We start from the raw sequence: 19,885 nt of genomic DNA, 5'->3' as shown, positions 1-19,885 counted from the left end.
GCTTTAGCGACCGTAACACGAGTGAAGAGACGGATTTCGGATGTCAAACCAATCTGTCTCTTCGCTTTCTACCGAGATAACGCAGTCGTAGCTGTTGCGTCTAGCGAAACTACAGTGCCTTGTTTTTGATAATCCACCTTGTCGGCGGCGTCTACGTGGCAAGCGTGTCTAGTAATCCGGGCGGCATCAACCGTATGGTATTCTAATCGCTGGCAGGCGAGATAGTGCAATTACGGATAAGATACTTGAAGACGGCTCGGACGTTGGCCTGAAGCTGACGCCGGCCGGAGACACCTACGGTAACGCTGGCAATGCAAAGCATATAATCCGCAGAAATTGGTTCACTTAATTTGAACAAGATTAAATTAATAGTTGATTAATTTATATCTACTTCATAATTTTATGTAACTAAATCCCAAGTCATCTACCGGGACATACTCAGTCACTTTGTTAATTGACGGCACCAATTGAAATGGGTGCGTCAGCAACACTATCGGGGGTTTGCACTGACACGCCAGCACTGCTACTCAAGAGTACGGGATCAAAGAAACGAGCAACGCCGATTACAACAAAATTGCTGATAATCATATCCACAAGGTTGCAGCAGGTGGGTTTACAGTAGTGAGGACAACTACTGCCACTGTGGGAAACATCAGTAACACATTACTCTGAGGCGTTTTTGTGGTGGATGTATCCTTATAGTGTGATCTCAACACGATTAAGAGGTAGGCAGTACTCATTTTTCACCGATGAACTATCGGCGGATTCTCTCAGATGCTGGCACTTCATTGATTCGATCTGCGATCTCGATACTTGCCGGCCTAGTAGTTATTCCAATTATCACACGATATATCGGTGAGGCGGAGTATGGGATCTGGGCCACAGTCCTGTCATTTGTTGGGCTTATAACTACAGTTGGTGGGATGCATCTTCACGGGGCACTCATTCGCTATTCTGAGACTGAAACGAATCAAACGTTCACTGATGTATTGTCCTTGGCCTCGATGGCGGCGGCTTCTATTGCGCTGATCGTTACGGTTGTAGCGCTTGGATACAAGTCTGTTTTCGGTGTCGAATCGCTTCCTCGTGGGCTTATTGTCCCGGTAGGTTTATTAATTGGCGCAAGAATCCCTACCAGTATTCTTCTAAATTTTCCTCGAGCTCAACAACAAGTCAAACACTTCGAGTTCCTAAGTGCAGGTCGAAAAATAGTAGAAACCGGTACTCTCGTAGCAGTATTTTGGTACCTCCGGGATCTTGTCTCCGCACTGTGGGCCTTAGTAGGAGTGGCAATCGGGTTTGGCCTGCTATTGCTTGGCGTCTATCGCCATTATATTGACCGGCTTCCAAATCCGACCAATTATCTTAAATATCTTCGATATGGAGTTCCGATGATACCAAAGGAGGTTGCTGGTTCACTCTTACATCATGCGGATAAATTTCTTCTACTGTATTTCCTCGGCCCGGTTGCAACTGGTGTTTATACGGCTGCGTATTCTGTAACGACGGTTTTTCCGTCACTGATTGGAATATTTAATGGGACGCTTTACCCAAACGTAACCGCTGCCTGGGAAAATGAAGAATTCGGCCAGTTATCGAGATTCTATACGGTCTTTCTACGATGGTACGGGATATTATCAATTCCAGCGATTATCGGTTTAACACTCTTGGCTGACTCTGTACTCCGCTTTATTTCGACGCCAACCATCGCGAGACAGGGTGCGGTCTTGATTCCAATTTTAGCTATTGCCTTTTCGTTGCAAGGATTGGAATTTTCGCTCTCCTACCCACTTACTGCTGCAGAGGAAACCAAACGTATCGCGAGAATCACTGTCGCTGCAGTCCTAGTCAATCTTGTACTGAACGTCGCTCTGATTCCTACAATTGGAATGATTGGAGCGGCTGTCGCGACATTGATGGCGTTCTGCATTCGAACCGGCTGGCTATACTACTATGTGGACGAGCACCTCAATATACAAATACCAATACAGGGAATCGGATATTCCATACTTGCGACGATTGGGATGGTAGCTATCCTGCATCTTCTCACCATTGAGTATTGGTTGTGGAAATTGGGGCTTTACCCACCTATCGGTGCAATCTCGTTTGGGGCCATCTTTATTTTGGTTGGCGGTTTGAAAACTAGCGAGAACGCTAAAATTGTTACAGTGGTGAATCGCAAGACGTAGCTTGATTTCACTGTTTCAGAGACCGCTTGATGTTGTGAACGACACACATCAGGACGATTTCACGAAATTCACCGTACTATAGTAGTCGTTAGAATTATTTGCTAAAGAGTTGTTGTAGTAGTTAGTGGAGCACCTCGACGAGATCTCCATCGAAGAGCTGCAAGATGCTCTCGACAACGTGGAGGGGAAGAAGCCGACTGAACGGTTGTTAGCGGCTATCGCGTACAAGAACGGTGTCGCGCAAGATGAGCTAGCCGAGTGGTACGGCGTTCACCAGAAAACAATCTACAATTGGCTCAAGCGACTCGACACTGACGAGTCGCTTGAGCACGCCGTCTCGAATAATAATCGCTCTGGTAGAAATAGAAAGCTTTCAGAATCACAGCAACAAGAGTTCGAAGAAACCGTTCACGACCCACCCAAAGAAGTCGGGATCGACGCGCCGGCGTGGACGCCGGCGCTCGTCCGACAGTTTCTTGACGAAAAGTACGGCGTTGAGTACTCACTCCCGAGTTGCCGGCGGTTGCTGAAAGAAGCAGGGTTGAGTTATCAGAAACCACGCCGCTCAGCCGCTGAAGCTGATGAAGACGAGCAAGACGAGTTTCACGATGAGCTCAAAAAAAGCAGCGAGAGATGGACGCCACCGTAGTCTGTATCGACCAAACCAAGAAATCCGTGCAAGTTGAGCCGCGTGCCGCGTGGTTTCCGCGCGGCACGCGGCCCACCGTTAAATTATCCGGACAGCGCGATTGGACGTGTTTGCTGGGCGCGATCACTGAGAACGGTGATCGCTTTTTCTCCCGATTCGATGAGTACGTGACCGCTGAACACGCGAAACATTTCATTCTTGCATTATGTAAAGAATTCGAAGATGATTTGCTCGTCGTGCTGGACGGAGCGCCGTACTTCCAGGCATCGGCCGTCACGGACCTGGCGGCCCGTGACGACCTCGCCTTCGTCACGCTTCCACCATACTCACCAGAATTAAATCCGGTCGAGGAGTGCTGGAGACAGCTACAAACCGCTCTGAGCAATCGATTTTTCGACTCACTCGACGAACTGACAACGGCGATCGACACCGCTCTCCAACAACTTTCAGTACCAGAAATCAGCAATTACTTCTAACTAGTACTATAGGTTCGCGCACGCACCTCGTCGCCGAGCCTGCGCTTGATCGTGGAGAAGACAGTCTCACACATCGATCTCTGGCGGTATAGAGGTCCACTAATCCGCGCGTTATCGATGGGCCGGAACTCACGATGTTTGATCAGCGGCCTTACGTCCTCTTCGCGGAGTTTGTCGCATAAGTCCATCCAGTCGTAGCCTTTGTCGCCAGCCGAACTGCGTGTCGTGGCGTTTCTCAGTAGTACAGTGAACGTCCAGAATTGCTTGGCTTTCTGTGTCGACGAGAGCAGTTGCTTTGAGCGTCTGAACCCGGTAATTTGTCCGGCGACAGTAGTGTTTGCTCGCGTTTTCCCGGTCGAAAAACGTCGCGTCGATGGCAGCGTGATCGCTCGGCTGCACCTATGGAAACGCTGCTATCTAGACAAACCACCGTTTTCGACAAAATGGTTACGCTGTCCTGTAATCTGCTGTTCTCCCAACCGGCACCTATGGAAACGCTGCTATCTAGACAAACCACCGTTTTCGACAAAATGGTTACGCTGTCCTGTAATCTGCTGTTCTCCCAACCGGCAGGCGGCCGATATCTTCAGGCGGTGCGGTCGCAGTCGGGCGATAGCTGTCGCTAACGCTGGCCCCGACCGGCCACTGAGGGCCGCCAGGCGGGCGGCCCTCAGTTCCCTCGTCTACGCACTCACGTCAGGTGGATCGTATACCTCGCCTCGGTCTAGCATGTGGTAAATCGATACCAGCATTTTCCGAGCACAGGCTACAATCGCCTTCTGTGAGTTCTTCCGGCTTGCTAGCCGCTCATAGAAGCGGCTTAGGTACTCATCGTTACAGGTGTGAACCGCTGTGTTGGCAGCCTGGACGAGCAACCACCGGACACGACCCGATCCACGTTTCGAAATACTCCCCTCGATCCGCGAGTCGCCTGACTCGCGGATCACCGGGTTCAATCCGACATAACTGACGACCGATTTATCACCGTCAAACCGACTTATTTCGCCTAACTCGGCGTAAATCGTCAACGCCGTATAGTAACTCACGCCGGGAATCGTCATCAGCAGCTGAGTCTCCTTTAGAGACCCAGCGCGTTCTTCGATCGTCTCCTCCAGATTGCGAATCTCTTCGGTGAGCGTCTCTATCAACTCAATGTACGACTCTAGCAGCGAGTCCCACGGCGTCGGGAGCGAGAGTTCCCGCAGGAACTCTCGTCCCTCCTTGGTCAGGGGCTTCACGTCTTCGGTAATACCGTGATCGGAGAGAAGCCCGTGAATCTTGTTTGCGTACTTGGTACGGTTTTCGACCAACGTCTGTCGCCCGCGCACGAGTGCGCGGGCTTCCCTGACTTCGTCGGTTGGAACGTAGCTTTCGGGGACGGAGTCCAACCGTACCATCCGCGCTAGTTCTTTAGCGTCGACGCGATCAGTTTTCTTGTCGGTGTCAGCGATCTGATTCAGCTCCTTCGGGTGAGCGACAGTCACATCCAAATGTTCCGACAGCGTATCGTGGATGTGGTAGTAATTGCCGGTCGCTTCGATTGCGGCTTCGGCACCAGCGTACCGCTGGGCGAGGTCGTCGAGGTTCGCGTTCTCGACGCGAACCTCTTCGACGATCTCACCGGCCTCATCCATTACTGCCACCTGTGCGTACCGTTTGTGGACATCAATTCCGAGGTACATAGTCTGTTCACCCGGGACGCCAGTGCGTGAAGCAGAGATGCACCTATTCGGGCTTTCCCGGATGCCGCGCCCCGCGGCATCCGGGCTGTAGCGCCCATGACTCGGCTTCTTTCGCACACGGACCAGTCAGCTGCACGTGCTCTATGGCACGGCACGAGCCTCGGTCTCTTGCGCCCCATATTTGTTTCACGCTCTCATGGAGTAGCAGCGTTTCCATCGAGTCAGCTGCGCCGAGAGGCGCAGCAGCACTCGCCAGAGCGCGGTCTTGATTCTGTCAAACCACTTGACTAGCGTGGAGTGGTCGGGGAGATCAGCCGCGTTGAGGCCTATCTCCCCGAGTATTTGTGGCATCTCACTCAGCAAATCAAGAGCTTCTCGGTAGGATTTTTCCAGGTAAACCCGCAGACAATGCAGCGACACCACCGCATACTCGGCGAAGCCGCCACCCCCTTCGGGGGCGGCGACTTCGCCTCGCTCACCAACAGCATTTTTAGCTAACTGGACCGCTTTCTTTGTGAAGCGGGAGATCTTCGACATAGACCATCGGCGGTTTCCCGCTTCAACTTCCTGGTTCTGACGGTCGAAACCGACGCTATCCAGCGATTCACCAGAGCCGTATATTGGAAAGGTACTTACCTATTCGCATGAAGCCCTAAATGATGAAGCCGAATTGTATTCTCTGGGTTTTTGATTCCTTACGAGGCGATCACATTTCGCATACAGGATATCCACGAGCGACGACACCAACTATTGATTCACTCGCATCAGAGGGAGTTTGTTTTACCAATGCATTCTCCCAAGCATTTTGGACAGGTCCATCTGCAGGTTCTATCTTAACTTCACTTTATCCTCTAAACCATCGAAACGGTTTCCTATATAAATCGAACGATTCTGTAGAGAGCGTCGCACAATCGTTTACAAATCTAGGATATAATACTGGCTGTATCACAACTGCTGCTGCAATAAACGAAGATTACTATCCGGAATTCGATGATTACGTGTGTCTATATGGGAACGGAAGTTTGTCTGAGGCTGAATTGGCTCAACGAATAACATCGAACGCCATTGATTGGATTGAAAATAATTCAGAGGACCCTTTCTTTTTGATTGTCTGGACGGATGGTACACACCATCCATACCGTGTTCCCAATAATCACCAACGTCACTTCGTTGAACAGGATGATTTTGACCCTACTGTCGAAAATCTTAAAAATCACCACTCAAAACAACAGGTGATAAATTCCTATGACGAAAATATTCGTTATAATGATTCTGAATTCGGGAAGGTAATTGATTATTTGAAATCGAACGATATCTATGACGACACCACGATAGTAGTAACTAGTGATCATGGGGAACTATTCGAGGAACACTCGCGCCTTGAACATATAAATAAATATGCAGAAAGTGTAGTCAGTCGGGTTTTGCCTGATAGTTTATTGCTAAAGACTTCGATTAGTGAAGAAAGCAACTGGGTTGGCCATCAATCCGTTATTCCTTTCGATGAGTTGTTGCATATCCCACTGATATTTAAATTCAGTCGTGAATCAGACATAGAGAACCTGGGACAGAATATACCACACCTTGCTCAGTCCATCGACATAGCCCCTACTCTTCTTGACGCTCACCCAGATATGAAACCGGAAAGTCGATTTCAGGGGAAATCTCTCAGGAAGTCAATTGAGAACAAGGAGGAGGTGAATCAATATGTATATTCCAGTACACCGTTGCTTATGAGTCCAGGAATATTCCACAGTATCCGAGATAAGCACTACAAATATATTCGATTAGAACTAAAAGATATAACTGATATGAGAAAGGAATTTAATTCTGATAAAATTAAATTCCTCCAAAACATGTTCCACTATATTAATTCACCGAAAGAGATTCTCTTTGATGTTGATAATGGTGAAGTCCACAATAATATCAAACACATGAATGAAAAGAAACTTGAGTTCCGTCGGTTATTCGATCAGTGGGAATATAAGTCTGAAGAATACTCGTTTTCAATGGATAGCACTACCGAGGAACATTTAAAAGATCTCGGGTATTTGGAATGACAGAAAATTTAATTATGTTGTTAACATCATCATATATTAATGAGTGTCTATCTAATGTGGATGCCGTTCCAAATCAATTGCTGCTTAACACCAGAAATTTCCACAATAAAAACGATAAGTTCCTGACAAGTATTGTTTATAAAATATGAAAAATGTATATCTCCCATATTTTATTGGGTCTGATGGCCCTATTCCAAACCTATTCAAAGGATTTTTACCCCACTCATCAAATAATGAACTATATTATACAGCATTCTGGCAGGGAAAGAACCCGGAATATAATGTTGACAACGTTCATTGTGTTCCCGCCCACAGCGCTGGTTCCTTGCGCAGGAAGATAGCTTGGGCGACAACAACCCTATCAGATTTCGATCTAATCCATACGGGAGGTATCGTACCTATGCACTATTATACTAGAATCCTAACGGCAATAAGAAATCCAAACATCAAACATGTTCATACATTCCGGATTGATGTCGACCCGGATTCAAAGTTTCCGACAAAATATCGAAAGAAGCTTTCGGAAATGGCTGACGTGACAACTGCTGTCAGTCGCTCTACGGCACGTACCGTTAATGAGCATTTCGATATTAATCCTCACGTTATTTACAATGGGGTTTCAGCTGATATGTTCCATCCGAAACATGAAATGCCAGAGATGATCAAACAGATTGGCGGTTATGAGCGTTCGGTTTTTCTGTTCGTTGGTTCACTAGATCCCCGCAAACGTCCTAAAGATGTTATCAAAGTTGCTGAAAGAATTCCAAATGCAGAGTTCCTTATTATTGGGGATGGTCCGCTCCGCGAGGAGCTTGAACAGCAGGCTAAGAAACTTGAGAATGTCAACGTAGTAGGTAGGATACCAAAGGTGGAGTTGCCGAAGATCTACGCCAATAGCACAGCACTTCTTTTCCCAACTACGCTTGAGGGATGTCCTAACGTAGTTCTTGAGGCCATGGCATCTGGCAAACCAGTTTTGGGCTATCATGCGACTTCAATGGCGGAGTTAGTTCAAAATGGCAAAACGGGTTATCTCAGCCCTATTGGTGATATAGAATCATTGGTAACAAACGCACGGCGTGTTATGGCTGAACATGATGAACTAGGAGAGGAAGCCTGTCAATATATCCGAAATAATCACACTTTCGACATAATTGGTAAAAAATATGAAGATATCTATTTACGAGCTTTCATCTAGATTTAAATGTTAAATAAATTCAAAAGTTCACTCTTGTGGCGTAGATTATTGGTGAATTAAAACAGTTTCGAGGGTGGTTTTGAGCGCTTCTTTCCCCATTTTCGAAAGACACGACGACGAAGTTGGAGCATTCTGAGATACGGTATCAACTTGTCCTTGGAGATGCCTCGATGGGGCGAGAGCCAGGGTCGCGCCAACGATTTGTGGCTCTCGCAGGTGTTGACGTGAACGTCTCCATCAGTGTATTCGCCGTCGCCGCGGACGACGTATTCGCGAGCTAATGCGTCGTCCTCGTCAAATGGTTCGTATGCTCGAAAGCCGTCGGTATAGACGGTTAGCGACTCCTCTCTGCGGTCGGCGAGCAGGAGTCGAATCGTCGACTCGTCAGCGGCTTTCGCTGGCAGCATATAACGGTCGCCGCTTCCGCGGTCAGCTATAATGAACACCGGTGGCTTGTCCTCAGTGTACGTACCTCGTCCGCGCGTGGACAGGCCACGCGAGCGCGACGCGCCGTCGCGCTCGCAACCTATGAGTCCGGCTTTAATGTACAGTTCATCGATTTCAACTGGGTTTTCGAGTTGGAGTTGAGACGCGTCCAGCGCTCGCAGGAACGCTGGACGCGCCGGTAAACCGATTTCTACGAAGCGTCTATTTCTACGTCTAACTGCCTAAAGCTCGTATTGAAACGGGTGTAGATGACGGAAAACCACTTCCGGAGAGCGACTGCTGAGTGGTCAAATCCGTGCCTGTCTGGTCATTGAACGTGCGGTCGCAATTCTTTCATAGGTACCGCTGAAACGCCCAATAGACGCCGTCGCGCCAGCGAATCGGTGACAGCATATTCGCTGCCCGACGCTCCGAGACGAACGTCTCGAGTGGATCATGCTTCGTCGGGTGCGCGTTCGTGCCACCCTTGTCCGCTACGACTTCTAGCTACAGCCAGGACCCGACCAACAATCTCCTACCCAAGAGCGATTAATTTTATTTAGAAGGGAAAACAGTTGTTTTTGATTTTAGATAGCTGATAAATCTCACATATATTTAAGATGTCGTATTCTCTGAACCCGACGACAATCATTGCACTTGTGTAGTTTCCCGCACTGAGAATTGCCAACAACAGCTGGGCCTCCTATTGTCCGAGAAACTTCAGGTCGAGGAGATTCTATACTTCTTCGAACTACGTAGTGACTTCCTCGATGACCAACATATGAGCTCTTGAATTCGGTCTGTGATGCTAGTCTTTAGTGACTGCATGTTTGAGAACGCGTTTAAGTGTCTGTGACTGATAGTCGTCCAAGAACTTCTCGCGGTGTTCCCATCGCCATTCATACTGACAGTTGACAATTGCGTCAACCATTTCGCATGGTGTGTTGACAGTACTGCCAGTCAAATATTTGATATCTCCGGCGTCCCGTGCAAGGACTGGTACCTCGCATTTTAGAGCTTCAAGAATTACAAGCGGGATCCCTTCGTAGGGGGACGGATGAATGTACAAGTCTGCAGCTTGATAGTACCGATGAATGTCGGAGTATGGTATGTGACCTGGAAGACGGACTACATCCGAAGAAAACTGATTCCTGAATACATTTGCATACTCACCGTCACCTACGACAACAAAAAGTACATCATCGTCCTCTGTAACGCCAGTAATCACTTCTTCAAGAAAGCCCATACCCTTCCGGTCCGAGAGTCGGCCAACGTAGAGAGCGACGCGTCGATCGGTGGGTAAATTCAATCCTTTGCGGACGGACAACCTGTCGTTTGTTGGGCAGAAACGATTTTCGGCACTAACCGCGGGGGGGAGCACTGTCACCGAAGATTCGGATGCACCACGGTCAATGACAGACACTTTCCCTTCAGGTCCGAGCGCAATTACCTCATCTGCAAGACGGAGAGGCAACCGTCCCACTAAGTTGTGGAGGGCGAACGCGAGGATCGCTTCGAAACCATTGAAAGCGCGGAACTCGGCGAAGTGATCCCCAGAGAATCGAACGACAGAGGCAGTATTTGAGTGGTGTGCAGCAAGCGTCACTCCAGGTCCGTGCGTCAGGTAACACCATATTTGAACAACAACATCTGGGTCACGCCGCTGTATGTATTCTCTGGTGTCTAAAAAGGCCGCGGCGATTTTGCCTGCTGGGTTCTTAGGCTGACGTTTTGTGGTTTTCACATGTTTATAATCTTCTACAGCGGCGTCGGGAAGAGGGGCCGAACCGAATACCTCTAATTCGAATTCAGAGAGATAACCTCCCCAGGAGATGAGTTGTTTTTCGATATTCCTCGGATTATCCTCAAGAGATCCTAAATAGATACCAACCTTCATAGCAGTGTCACGGTTCTAACCAGTAGAACCAACATATTTTATGCTTTTGGTACGAACCGCCAACAAATGGCATCTCTATACAATATCTTCCTATTTTACGCCAAATTGATGGGCTTTTGACATTTAGATAGTGGTTTTTGCAGATGTGGAATTTAAATATAGCTATCCAGTCATATTTTCATTGGTTCTGAGATTCACTTTGTTTGAAGCGCATTTCCCAAATGCGTCTCAAGTTCACTACAAAACTGATCAACGTCGAAACTTCTAGCACGAACTTGGCAGGCTCGACGATATGATTCAATATCGAATTGACGGGTGATGACGGACTGTAGTTTATCTGAGGAAGGCTTAATAAGCCACCCTGTAGTGTCATTTGTGATTGTTTCGAGGGGGCCACCTTCGGCAGCAGCGATAACCGGCTTCCCACTAGCCATTGCTTCGATGGGTACGATGCCGAAGTCTTCGTAGAAGGGGAAATAAATAACACCTTTACAACATGCGTACAGTTCCCGAAGATCTTCGTCAGGTATAAAACCACTTATTTTGACGTTTTCAGCCGTTTTAGCACGCTCTGTTACATATTCTCCATATTCTTGGAACTGTTCATCGACCCCACCAACGATATGGAGTCGTTCGTCTGTACCTTCGAAAGCCTCTATCTGTTCACGTATCCTTTTTTTCGGAACCAATCGGCTGACAGTAAGCCAGAAGTCACCACTTTCCTTGAACCAATAGTCGTCGGTATCCACGGGTGGGTGCAGGACATCCGCGTCAAGTCCGTAGAATCTATCTACTTGACTCCGGATATTGTGACTATTGGTCAGAATGTGGTCGTGACGTCCAGCGAGCCATCGATCTAAGTTCCGATACATCGGTGCTACAGCGTGGCGGGCAAGTTTCCCTATCATGGAACTGTCTCGGTAGGCAACATCACGAAGTGACCAGAAGACTCGAGCCGGGGAGTGGCAATATCGGATTGTCGGTATGTTAATCTTTCTCCAGAGCGAAAATTGTGGACGATTACCTGAAAAAATCGCGACATCGTAAGAATTCCATTCGATACTGTTCCGAGCTTTCATGAACTCATTGAAGGTATTCCCACCAAGTTCTGTTACGTCCAGCGGGTCGAATTCGTACGTAGACTCTGGTTCGAACGCACCAGTAACGATATCACAGTCAAACTCCTTCCAGATGTGATAAGCAACGCGCTCGCCGCCACCTGGGGCAGTAAGCCGATCCTGTATTAGGAGAATATCGTATTCTTCATTGGTGCTTGCTGACGTATCCCCTTTAATTGGAACCCTTGACATAGCTAATCTGACATCAAATAATAGCAGAATAGACCGATTTTTTCTATTGTGGCCCTATCATTGTATTACTCTTTGTACCCAAGTGCACTCAGCCGTCGTTCGATCTCTTCGTTAGCATCTTCGTTATTCTCAGCTTCGCCATCGTTCTCGACGGATACGCGCCTCTCTATATGGGTTTTCAGCTCTTGGTGAAGCTTGACATCTGTAGACTCGGTTACCTCTATCGTCCCTGCAATCGTGTCCCGTTCGGCGAAACATTTATTATCCCGAGTTCGAACCGCATACCGTCGCAGATGACAATTCTCACCTTCGCCCCGAACTTGGGAGAATATACGCCGGTCTGCTGCCAGTTCGTTCAATAGATAATCGCTCGAGCCGGACTGTATCATCGTGCCGATGTCCAGCGTGCTCAAAGGCGCGTCCACCGTCTCATTTTTACTTTCTGGCAACCAAACAAGCAGTGGCACATGCGTAATCTCGTCGTGCAGGTATCGCGGATGTTCGTAATACCCGTGTTCACCGAACGCGTCTCCATGGTCGGCCGTCACGATTACGAGCGATTCCTCAAGCAGCCCGCGCTGCTTCAGCTCATCGAGAAATAAACCAATCTGCTCGTCATTATATCGAATTTCGCCATCGTACAAATTAATCAATAGCCGTCGTTCATCGTCGGTAATCGACTCGGGATCGGCGATGGCCCGCTGGTATAGCGATTGAGCATCTCGAGCGGACAGTCCGTGGTCAGCGTACAGCGTCGCATACTCTCCCGGCGGCTCGTATGGTCCGTGCGTATCCATATAGTGGTTCCAGAGAAAGAACGGGTCCTCGGAATCAAGCGAATCCACCCACTTCAAAGAGCGCTCGTTAATCTCTCTAGCCCGTGCATAATGGCGGTTCCTAAACTTATCAAGGGCTCGTTGTGCAAGTGCAATCAACTTGTGCTGACCGAGATGGAGATCGTCGTCGAAGACATCGAACCCTCGGTTGAAGCCGTAAGCCCGTGAGACAAATGGGTTCGAATGAAAGCCGCCAGTGGAAAATCCTCTTTTCGAGAGTTCTGATGCGATCGTGTCAGTAGCAAGGTGGTACTCCGAGTTGATAGCGACATCAGGGTATTTTCCCGTCAATAATGCTGGTACTGCCTCGCGGGTATGTGAACTCGCGCTATATGCGTTTGTGAACTGAATGCTCTCCTCAGCGAGTTCGTCCAGTACAGGTGACGTCTCGCGGTGATAGCCGTAACAGGAGAGGTGGTCCACGCGGAGTGCGTCCACAGAAAGCAGTATGACGTTCTCCCAGTCCTCACTCATCATATCAGTCCAAAACATGGCGGGATATAGGTGTTACGCGAACCAATTCGATACGATACGACCCATCTCTCTGTCGGCACATCGAAAAAACATTATCCCCGAATCTGCTCTTATTAAACGATGCGCGTGGCCTTCATCTCAAACGTGGTTTATCCGTTCGTCACCGGCGGTGCGGAAAAACGCATCCACGAGATTGGTACCCGCCTTGCTAACGAAGGCCACGACGTCACGATTTATGGCCGCCACTTCTGGGACGGCCCCTCGAAAACCACCCATGAGGGGATGACGCTCCGCGCAGTCGCTACCGAAGCCGACCTCTACGCAGAAGACCGTCGTTCCATCACGGAAGCATTGGACTTCTCGGCCCGAGCGCTCCCACATCTCCGCAGACACCTCCGCCGCAACGAACACGATGTCGTCGTCACCAATGTGTTCCCGTACTTTCCAGTCCTCACCACGAAACTCGCTAGTCTCCGTACAGACACGCCTCTCGTGACGACTTGGCACGAAGTCTGGAGCGACTACTGGGAGGAGTACCTCGGCCACCTCAGCCCCTTCGGCAAGCTCACTGAGTATATTACTGCTCGTACTCCCCAATATCCGATAGCTATTTCATCCACCACGGCCGACCGCCTCGCCGCCATCGGGACCGCGCGTGAGACAATCGAAATTGTTCCGAACGGCATTGACGTCAAGCAGGTCAGAAGCGCCCCGCTCCCCACGCAGGGATACGATATTCTTTTCGCAGGTAGACTAATCGAACACAAGAACGTAGATTACCTCCTCGATGCCTTCGACGAAGTCGCCGACACACACGACCTCACGCTAGGTATCGTGGGCGAAGGTCCCGAACGCGAGTACCTCGAAGAGAAATGTGAGTCGATGACCCACACCGACCGTGTCGAGTTTCTTGGGTTCCTTGACGACTACGAAGACGTCCTCGGCCACATGCGCGCCGCCGACATCTTTGCATCACCGTCCAGCCGCGAGGGCTTCGGGATGACGTTCGTCGAAGCGATGGCCGCCAACTGCACCGTTATCGCCGCTGATCACCCTGAATCAGCGGCCAGCGAAGTTATTGGCGACGCCGGCTTCCTCCCGAAACCCACCGTCGAAGAGATTACCTACAACCTCAGACGAGCACTTAACGGCGAAACCCCACCAACCGACCCCATCAGGCGCGCCAGTCGATACGATTGGGACCGCGTCGCCGACGACGCGCTCCAAGCCTACCAACGTGCCATCGACGGGACTTGGTAGCAATCTAGCCAAAATCCACACCAATTATAGTGTCCACCAATGAAGATGCTGGTCTATGAATTCCCAAACATCGCTTCCTACTGCGGTCTTAGAGCTCACGCCCTGCTCTTAGTCGTGAATTATCTACTGTTGAAGACAGTAACATCGAGTTTCCAGCGTCGCAGACTTTCGTTTTTATCCGGGGAGGACAAGATGTTTGTTGTGGAATGCTTGTGGATTCACGTGAAAGCCTCTGATTATAGTCTGCATTGTTACTGATCTACATAGCATGTATTGCGCGGCGAGCAATAGATCATCATAATCAAATGTCTCCCACAGACTATATAATATTCAAGATGGCTGATGGCAGGGTGACGTCGTAATCCAAGGACCCACGTCCTGTGTGATCGGCTCCGTTGAATCATTAGACGGCATCGGGGTAGATCGCTAGATCGACCGGACCCTTCATCAGGGCTGCTGAGCTGACAGCAACTAGCCCCACAACGCCGACCCAGTATGTAGTCCACGGCTTCCGCGACGCGTTAGCCGAGATCTTATGTGCAACTGCAGACGGGTACTGCCGGTCAGTCTATGTGCCTGTCTGTCGGGTACCCACCTGATCGCGCGGCGGGTTTACCACTCATTGCCACAGATAAGAACCCGTTCGTTGCCCGCAACTAGACATTGATTATCGGTCCGCAACAGCGCTTATGAAGAATGCGCCAAACATAGTCTGCACACCAATTACAATTGCGGTAAACGCCGCGATATCGTGAGTCAGCGCAGGCAGTGCTTCGTATCCGATGAACCACCACTGTGAGAGCAAGTACGCGGCGTACGCCACGCCACTGCCCAGTATCATGAGTCCAATTGCTGCACCGCGCTCCAAACTGAGATGCTCAACAATCACGTTCGTAATCGGATCGTCGGGACGGCGAATCGGGTCACCAGCGACAGTGGTAAATAGACCTTTGCTCGCGATTTGATAGCCAACAATCATCAGCAGAGATCCAGTAACCATCGACCGTATTCCCGGTATCGTCGGTTGCCTGACAGTGGGAATCACCTGTATCGATTGCCCTGTGAGCGAGAACGCCATCAGGAATAGCCCAACGCCACACATCGCCAGGCCAGGCACTGAGAACAGATAGCTCGGCGCGTTGATGAGCATGAACTTCACGTGGCGCCACCCGTCCTGGAAACTCTCCAGTTTGGCCTCACCTTCGCGCTCGTGGTAGGTAATCGGCACTTCAGAGATTTTGAGGTCCTTCACGCTTGCGTCCATAATCATCTCACTGGCAAACTCCATCCCGTCAGAGTCCAAATCAAGCGTCTCCAGGGCGTCGCGCGTAAACACACGGAATCCGGAGTGCGCATCGCTCACACCGGCGTCGTAGAACACGTTCAGGAACTTTGTCAACAGAGGGTTGCCGATATACTGATGCAGGTTTGGCATCGCACCAGCTTTGATTTCTCCTTCCAGGCGACTCCCCATGACGATATCGGCGCTTTCGTCGTGGAGGTGGTTGAGGAGTTTCGGAAGTTCCTCAAAGTCGTATGTCGTATCAGCGTCACCCATCGCGAGATACTTGCCACGAGCCTGGGCGAACGCGTAACGGTAGGCGTATCCGTACCCCGGTTCGTCCGGTTCGACTACAATAGCGCCCATCTCCCGTGCAATGTCGGGCGTTCTGTCAGTGGAGCTGTCGCTGATGATAATCTCCGCTAAGATTCCCAGATCAACGATCGCCGTTCGGATTCGTTCCATGCATTCTCTGATGCCGGATTCCTCGTTCAGCGTCGGCATGACGACGCTCAACGTGGGCGTTTGCTCGCTGTTTGGCCCACAGAGCAACTCGTCAGCCTCCAGTGCCAAGTCACTGTTTTCAACTTCAAACTTGGCGTCCGAGGGTTCGCTGTTCGCTGACATAACAATTAATCAACCAGTACAGGATCTTCCAACAAGATCTCCGGAGATGGAAAGTGAGCAGGGAGTGGATCGGTCGGCCGATTCGAGTACCGATGCATTACGAATACAAGTTAATGCATTTCATATAGAACTTGCTTTTTCAGCCATGCCAACACTGTCCGTTGGATTCAGCCTCTCAGTTTCGACATTAACCAGGAGCACTACTGAGAACCGACGTTAACCCAGAGATGGATTTCTCGATACGCATTGTCGACCGTAGGCGACGATGGCGGGGAGTCTCGGTAGAGGAGATACACCAGTCGGAGCCGGTCACCGGTCATTGTGGGCGTGACAGTGTGGTTGGTCTGCCACGTCTCGTTGTCCTGTATCGCCGGCGAACGAAACCGGTCGAGTTCGCGTTCTTCCATTACTGTCGTCTCGTTATTCTCGGTCTCGACCCGCTGGAGTTCGACGACGACAGTGTACGATTGTGGTTCGTGTTCCTGATTACCGATACCAACGATGACGGGCTGGCCTTCACCGACATGGAACTCGGTCGGATAGTTGTCAGCGACCAGCTCACCGTCATCGTTCTCTGTCAGAATATAAAACTCAGTGAAGGACTCACCCTCTTTGGGAACGGCCACAGCGTACCCGACACTCCCGACAGCCAACAGCACGCTCAACATGAGCACGACGTTCAGTATTTTATCGGTTTGGGAGTCAGGTTCGAACAGTTCAGTGCGAGCGACCGACATCCATTCGCGATAGGGAACTCGAAACCGGTCATCTGGGTCGAGTTCGAGCCGTCGTCTGTACGCCACTACCGTGGTTATGGCGATAAACGTAGTCAGAGCAACAAGGATAGGGACCAGACGAATCCCCCACGGCGTGAAGTTCAAGATTAGCCCAATAAGTGGGACGATTGCGATACTCAGTCCGAATGACAGCGCGACTCGTTCAATGCCGTCAATGCCGCTCGACTGCACAGATTCCGCACCGTCGTCATCCACAGGAGAGGTGCCGGCTTCGGGAAATAGTGCTGCGATGAACGTGTATCCGGGAACGAATAGAACCAGTGGCAGTCCAAAGAGAATCCGCAGTGGCGTATCCCGGACGACCGGTCCGAGAACGACAAGATTGGTCAGGCCGACAAAACAGACGACAGCAGCGAGGTCGGCTGGAAGTCGCCGGACGGGCTCCGGGACAAGAAGCCAGAAGCGCGAGGACGGCTCAGCATCCATTACGCTCTCCTTGCATCCGAGTTAGTCAAAAGCTTCCCGGTCTCGGCAGCGCGACCCGCCGTCTATCTCAGTCCGCTGACTGCGATGACTCGGGGCCTGTCACCAGCGACGTGATTTCCTGGAGTGTTTCCTCGACAGCGCTGGCCGAGACTGACTCGACCGAAGAACGGAACCGCGCCTGCTCGTACAGTTCCGTCGCTCGCTGGAGTGTCTCCTGTGTCGTCTCATCGATATCACCGTCAGTACAGTCCCGATAGAACTCCCATGGCGTCTGTCCAGCAGTCCGTCCGACATCACCACTGAGTTGCTGCCGAAGGGCGACATAGCCGACTCTCGCGGCCGCCGCCGTCTGCTGGGAGTCGAGATACCCGCGGGCAGTGTCAAGCAACGAAGCGCTATTAACACGCGAATCAGCCCGCCGACCAGTCGGCGAGTCGAAATCGACAGCCGGATCGGGGACACGTGCCGACCGCCTGTCGAGCAGTTTCCGGCCGATCAAGACACCACCGGCGAGCACAGCGACGATTGCCAGGATAGCCCCAGCGATGAGTCCCAAGGGAAGCGTCGGGAGGGTAACGGTTGCCCCAGCTGTGGCACTCCGAAGATTCGTCGCACTCCCGTCATAGCGGAACTCGATGCCTATCGGGAGTGTGGATTCGAACACCCCTGTCGATCCGACACTCTGGGGGACACTCAACGTCGTCCCGAAGGTCCCGTTAGGGCCCGTCGAAACCGTGCCGATCGTCGTGCCGTTGGCCACTACGGACACGTCTTGATTGGCGACTGGCTGCCCGCTTCCAGTCAGAAGCGACCCAGATACCCTGAGCGAGCGGTCTTGCACGTGGACTGCGCTCGCGTTGAGTGTCGTTGCCGTCTCCTGAACGTCGACTTTTGTGGTCCCGTTCGCACTCAGAAGCGCTTGCTCGTCAAGCGGAACGTCGACGCGGACCGTGCGAGTCCCCTCGGACACGGATGCGGGGATGTTCACGGTCGAGTTATACGTCCCGTTTGTCTCGGTGGTTCCGGTCGCCAGTACTCGCCCATCAAGCGAGACGAGGTAGGGAACCGCGGCCGCGCCGCCGTGTTCAGCCCCGACACGCCCCGAGATCGCAACCGTGTCGTTGTATCGAACCTGTGTCGGCGTCGCATTGACGCTCATATTCGGCCGGACCGGATCGATGCTGACCGGGATGGTCCGTTGGTCACCGAGATAGACGGACGAGTTTTCAGGGCGATACCGAACCGTGAGGTTCGACGTGTTCGCGGCGACCGTCGTCGGCCGATAGTGCAGGTCGAACAGCCCGGTCTCGGATAGTTGTGTTTGAATCGTCTGGTTACCGACTGCGAATTGAACAGAGTCGGGAGACACGGCTCTGCCCGACGCCGTCGTCAGCCGCCCCTCGATGTTGAGCGGGGACCGAAACGACGCTTGTGTCCCGTTGACCTCGATAGTCAGGTTCGTCGCGACGAACTGCTCGTCACGTACGGTCTGCTGGGCCGTTTCGATTTCCTGTACCGACGCATTGACGGTCGCCAGAGACCCCGTGACGTTCTCGTCAGTCCTGTTGGCGAGTGCCCGTTGTGAACGAACGTACGACGAACGCGTGTCGTTGACTCTCTGCCACTCCCGTTCGAGTTGGCGTGCCAGCTCTCGTTCACCCACATCCGACGGTTTGTGTACGTTGGACAACGGTCCCCGCACGCTACCACCGTTGCGGTCGTTCCATTGTCTCTCGTGCATTTGGAAGTACGTCTCAGAAGTGACAGTCTCGTATCGCTCGTATGTCTCCCAGTACGCCTCGACAGCGGCCGAAAGCGCTAGCTGGTCGTTGCGCATGCGCTGGAACGCGAGCGCTCGCTCGCGGTTGCCCGTTTCGTTGGCAACACTCGCATACTCGTTCAGCAAGGACGCGTACTGGGAATTGTTGACCGCCTCGCGGGCCTGCTGGGCGTTCTCGCGGCTGATGTTCAACGAGCCACTTCGAGCACGGGATGCCAGCCGTTCGGCCATCTGTCGTTCGAGGGCACTCAGGTCCCGTCCGTCATCGACGCTGTCGGGGTCGGCGTGTGCGCTCGCATCGGTGTCGGCACCACCGACGGCGGCACCCGGCACGACCGCACCGACTACGGTGCCGGTGACAATGAGGAGGATGCTCACGGCGACGAGGGCAAACAGGGTACGGCTACCGCCGGCGTCGGTTCCGCTCACGACAGGGCATCGTCGCGGCGGTATAAACACTCTTTTGTTCCACCAACGGCCGAGACCGCTACCTTCAATTACGGACCGGTGTTGGCA

At 51.4% G+C, this 19,885-nt stretch carries 12 protein-coding genes and 3 pseudogenes; 5 read left to right on the top strand and 10 right to left on the bottom strand.

Going from position 1 to position 19,885, the window contains the following annotated elements; all coding sequences use genetic code 11:
* Positions 1 to 749: 749 nt before the first annotated feature.
* Together VJ162_RS17815 and VJ162_RS17810 are read left to right on the top strand one after the other, a co-directional pair.
* On the top strand, positions 750 to 2,189 hold the full coding sequence (locus tag VJ162_RS17815; RefSeq protein WP_324666145.1) for an oligosaccharide flippase family protein: 1,440 nt from the start codon (positions 750 to 752) through the stop codon (positions 2,187 to 2,189).
* A gap of 124 nt (positions 2,190 to 2,313) precedes the next feature.
* Positions 2,314 to 3,314, top strand: a protein-coding gene (locus VJ162_RS17810) for an IS630 family transposase (protein ID WP_324666144.1) whose coding sequence is annotated in 2 segments (ribosomal slippage) — positions 2,314 to 2,806 and positions 2,806 to 3,314 — 1,002 coding nt in all. Because the reading frame shifts where the segments join, the coding sequence is not laid out codon by codon here.
* Here VJ162_RS17810 and VJ162_RS17805 read toward each other — a convergent pair.
* From VJ162_RS17805 to VJ162_RS17795, 3 genes and pseudogenes are all read right to left on the bottom strand, one after another.
* A pseudogene (locus tag VJ162_RS17805) lies at positions 3,311 to 3,713 on the bottom strand (transposase). The gene VJ162_RS17810 and the pseudogene VJ162_RS17805 overlap by 4 nt on opposite strands.
* A 284-nt stretch (positions 3,714 to 3,997) precedes the next feature.
* Positions 3,998 to 4,996, bottom strand: coding sequence for an IS110 family RNA-guided transposase (locus VJ162_RS17800; protein WP_324666142.1), 999 nt, complete (start codon positions 4,994 to 4,996; stop codon positions 3,998 to 4,000).
* Positions 4,997 to 5,218: 222 nt separating this feature from the next.
* Positions 5,219 to 5,533 (bottom strand): annotated as a pseudogene (locus VJ162_RS17795) (IS5/IS1182 family transposase); the annotation flags it as partial.
* Positions 5,534 to 5,655: 122 nt separating this feature from the next.
* Between VJ162_RS17795 and VJ162_RS17790 the strand changes: the two are divergent.
* Together VJ162_RS17790 and VJ162_RS17785 are read left to right on the top strand one after the other, a co-directional pair.
* Positions 5,656 to 7,056, top strand: a complete 1,401-nt coding sequence (locus VJ162_RS17790) for a sulfatase (RefSeq protein WP_324666140.1) — start codon at positions 5,656 to 5,658, stop codon at positions 7,054 to 7,056.
* Between the two features lie 145 nt (positions 7,057 to 7,201).
* Positions 7,202 to 8,254: a glycosyltransferase family 4 protein gene (locus VJ162_RS17785; protein ID WP_324666139.1), complete on the top strand. Its 1,053-nt coding sequence runs from the start codon at positions 7,202 to 7,204 to the stop codon at positions 8,252 to 8,254.
* 45 nt (positions 8,255 to 8,299) lie between these two features.
* On the opposite strand, the pseudogene VJ162_RS17780 reads toward VJ162_RS17785, so the two are convergent.
* The 4 genes and pseudogenes from VJ162_RS17780 to VJ162_RS17765 all read right to left on the bottom strand — a co-directional run bounded on the left by VJ162_RS17780 (position 8,300) and on the right by VJ162_RS17765 (position 13,197).
* A pseudogene (locus tag VJ162_RS17780) lies at positions 8,300 to 9,094 on the bottom strand (IS1595 family transposase).
* A 394-nt stretch (positions 9,095 to 9,488) separates the two neighbouring features.
* Complete coding sequence (locus tag VJ162_RS17775; RefSeq protein ID WP_324666137.1) at positions 9,489 to 10,577, bottom strand: glycosyltransferase family 4 protein; 1,089 nt, start codon at positions 10,575 to 10,577, stop codon at positions 9,489 to 9,491.
* Between the two features lie 194 nt (positions 10,578 to 10,771).
* Positions 10,772 to 11,887 carry a glycosyltransferase gene (locus VJ162_RS17770; protein WP_324666135.1) on the bottom strand — a complete coding sequence of 372 codons (1,116 nt, stop codon included), beginning with the start codon at positions 11,885 to 11,887 and terminating at the stop codon, positions 10,772 to 10,774.
* Positions 11,888 to 11,952: 65 nt separating this feature from the next.
* Entirely contained in the window at positions 11,953 to 13,197 is a 1,245-nt protein-coding gene (locus VJ162_RS17765) for a sulfatase (RefSeq protein ID WP_324666133.1), read from the bottom strand.
* 120 nt (positions 13,198 to 13,317) lie between these two features.
* Here VJ162_RS17765 and VJ162_RS17760 point away from each other — a divergent pair, with 120 nt between their 5' ends.
* Positions 13,318 to 14,457, top strand: a complete 1,140-nt coding sequence (locus VJ162_RS17760) for a glycosyltransferase family 4 protein (RefSeq protein WP_324666132.1) — start codon at positions 13,318 to 13,320, stop codon at positions 14,455 to 14,457.
* 667 nt (positions 14,458 to 15,124) lie between these two features.
* On the opposite strand, the gene VJ162_RS17755 is transcribed toward VJ162_RS17760, so the two are convergent.
* From VJ162_RS17755 to VJ162_RS17745, 3 genes are all read right to left on the bottom strand, one after another.
* Complete coding sequence (locus tag VJ162_RS17755; protein WP_324666131.1) at positions 15,125 to 16,366, bottom strand: glycosyltransferase family 2 protein; 1,242 nt, start codon at positions 16,364 to 16,366, stop codon at positions 15,125 to 15,127.
* Positions 16,367 to 16,566: 200 nt separating this feature from the next.
* Positions 16,567 to 17,589 carry a DUF1616 domain-containing protein gene (locus tag VJ162_RS17750; protein WP_324666130.1) on the bottom strand — a complete coding sequence of 341 codons (1,023 nt, stop codon included), beginning with the start codon at positions 17,587 to 17,589 and terminating at the stop codon, positions 16,567 to 16,569.
* A gap of 67 nt (positions 17,590 to 17,656) precedes the next feature.
* Positions 17,657 to 19,798: a hypothetical protein gene (locus VJ162_RS17745; protein WP_324666128.1), complete on the bottom strand. Its 2,142-nt coding sequence runs from the start codon at positions 19,796 to 19,798 to the stop codon at positions 17,657 to 17,659.
* Positions 19,799 to 19,885 lie beyond the last annotated feature (87 nt).

The organism is Haloarcula sediminis (assembly GCF_035656455.1).
Classification (GTDB): domain Archaea; phylum Halobacteriota; class Halobacteria; order Halobacteriales; family Haloarculaceae; genus Haloarcula; species Haloarcula sediminis.
This window is presented reverse-complemented; position numbering and strand designations above follow the sequence as displayed.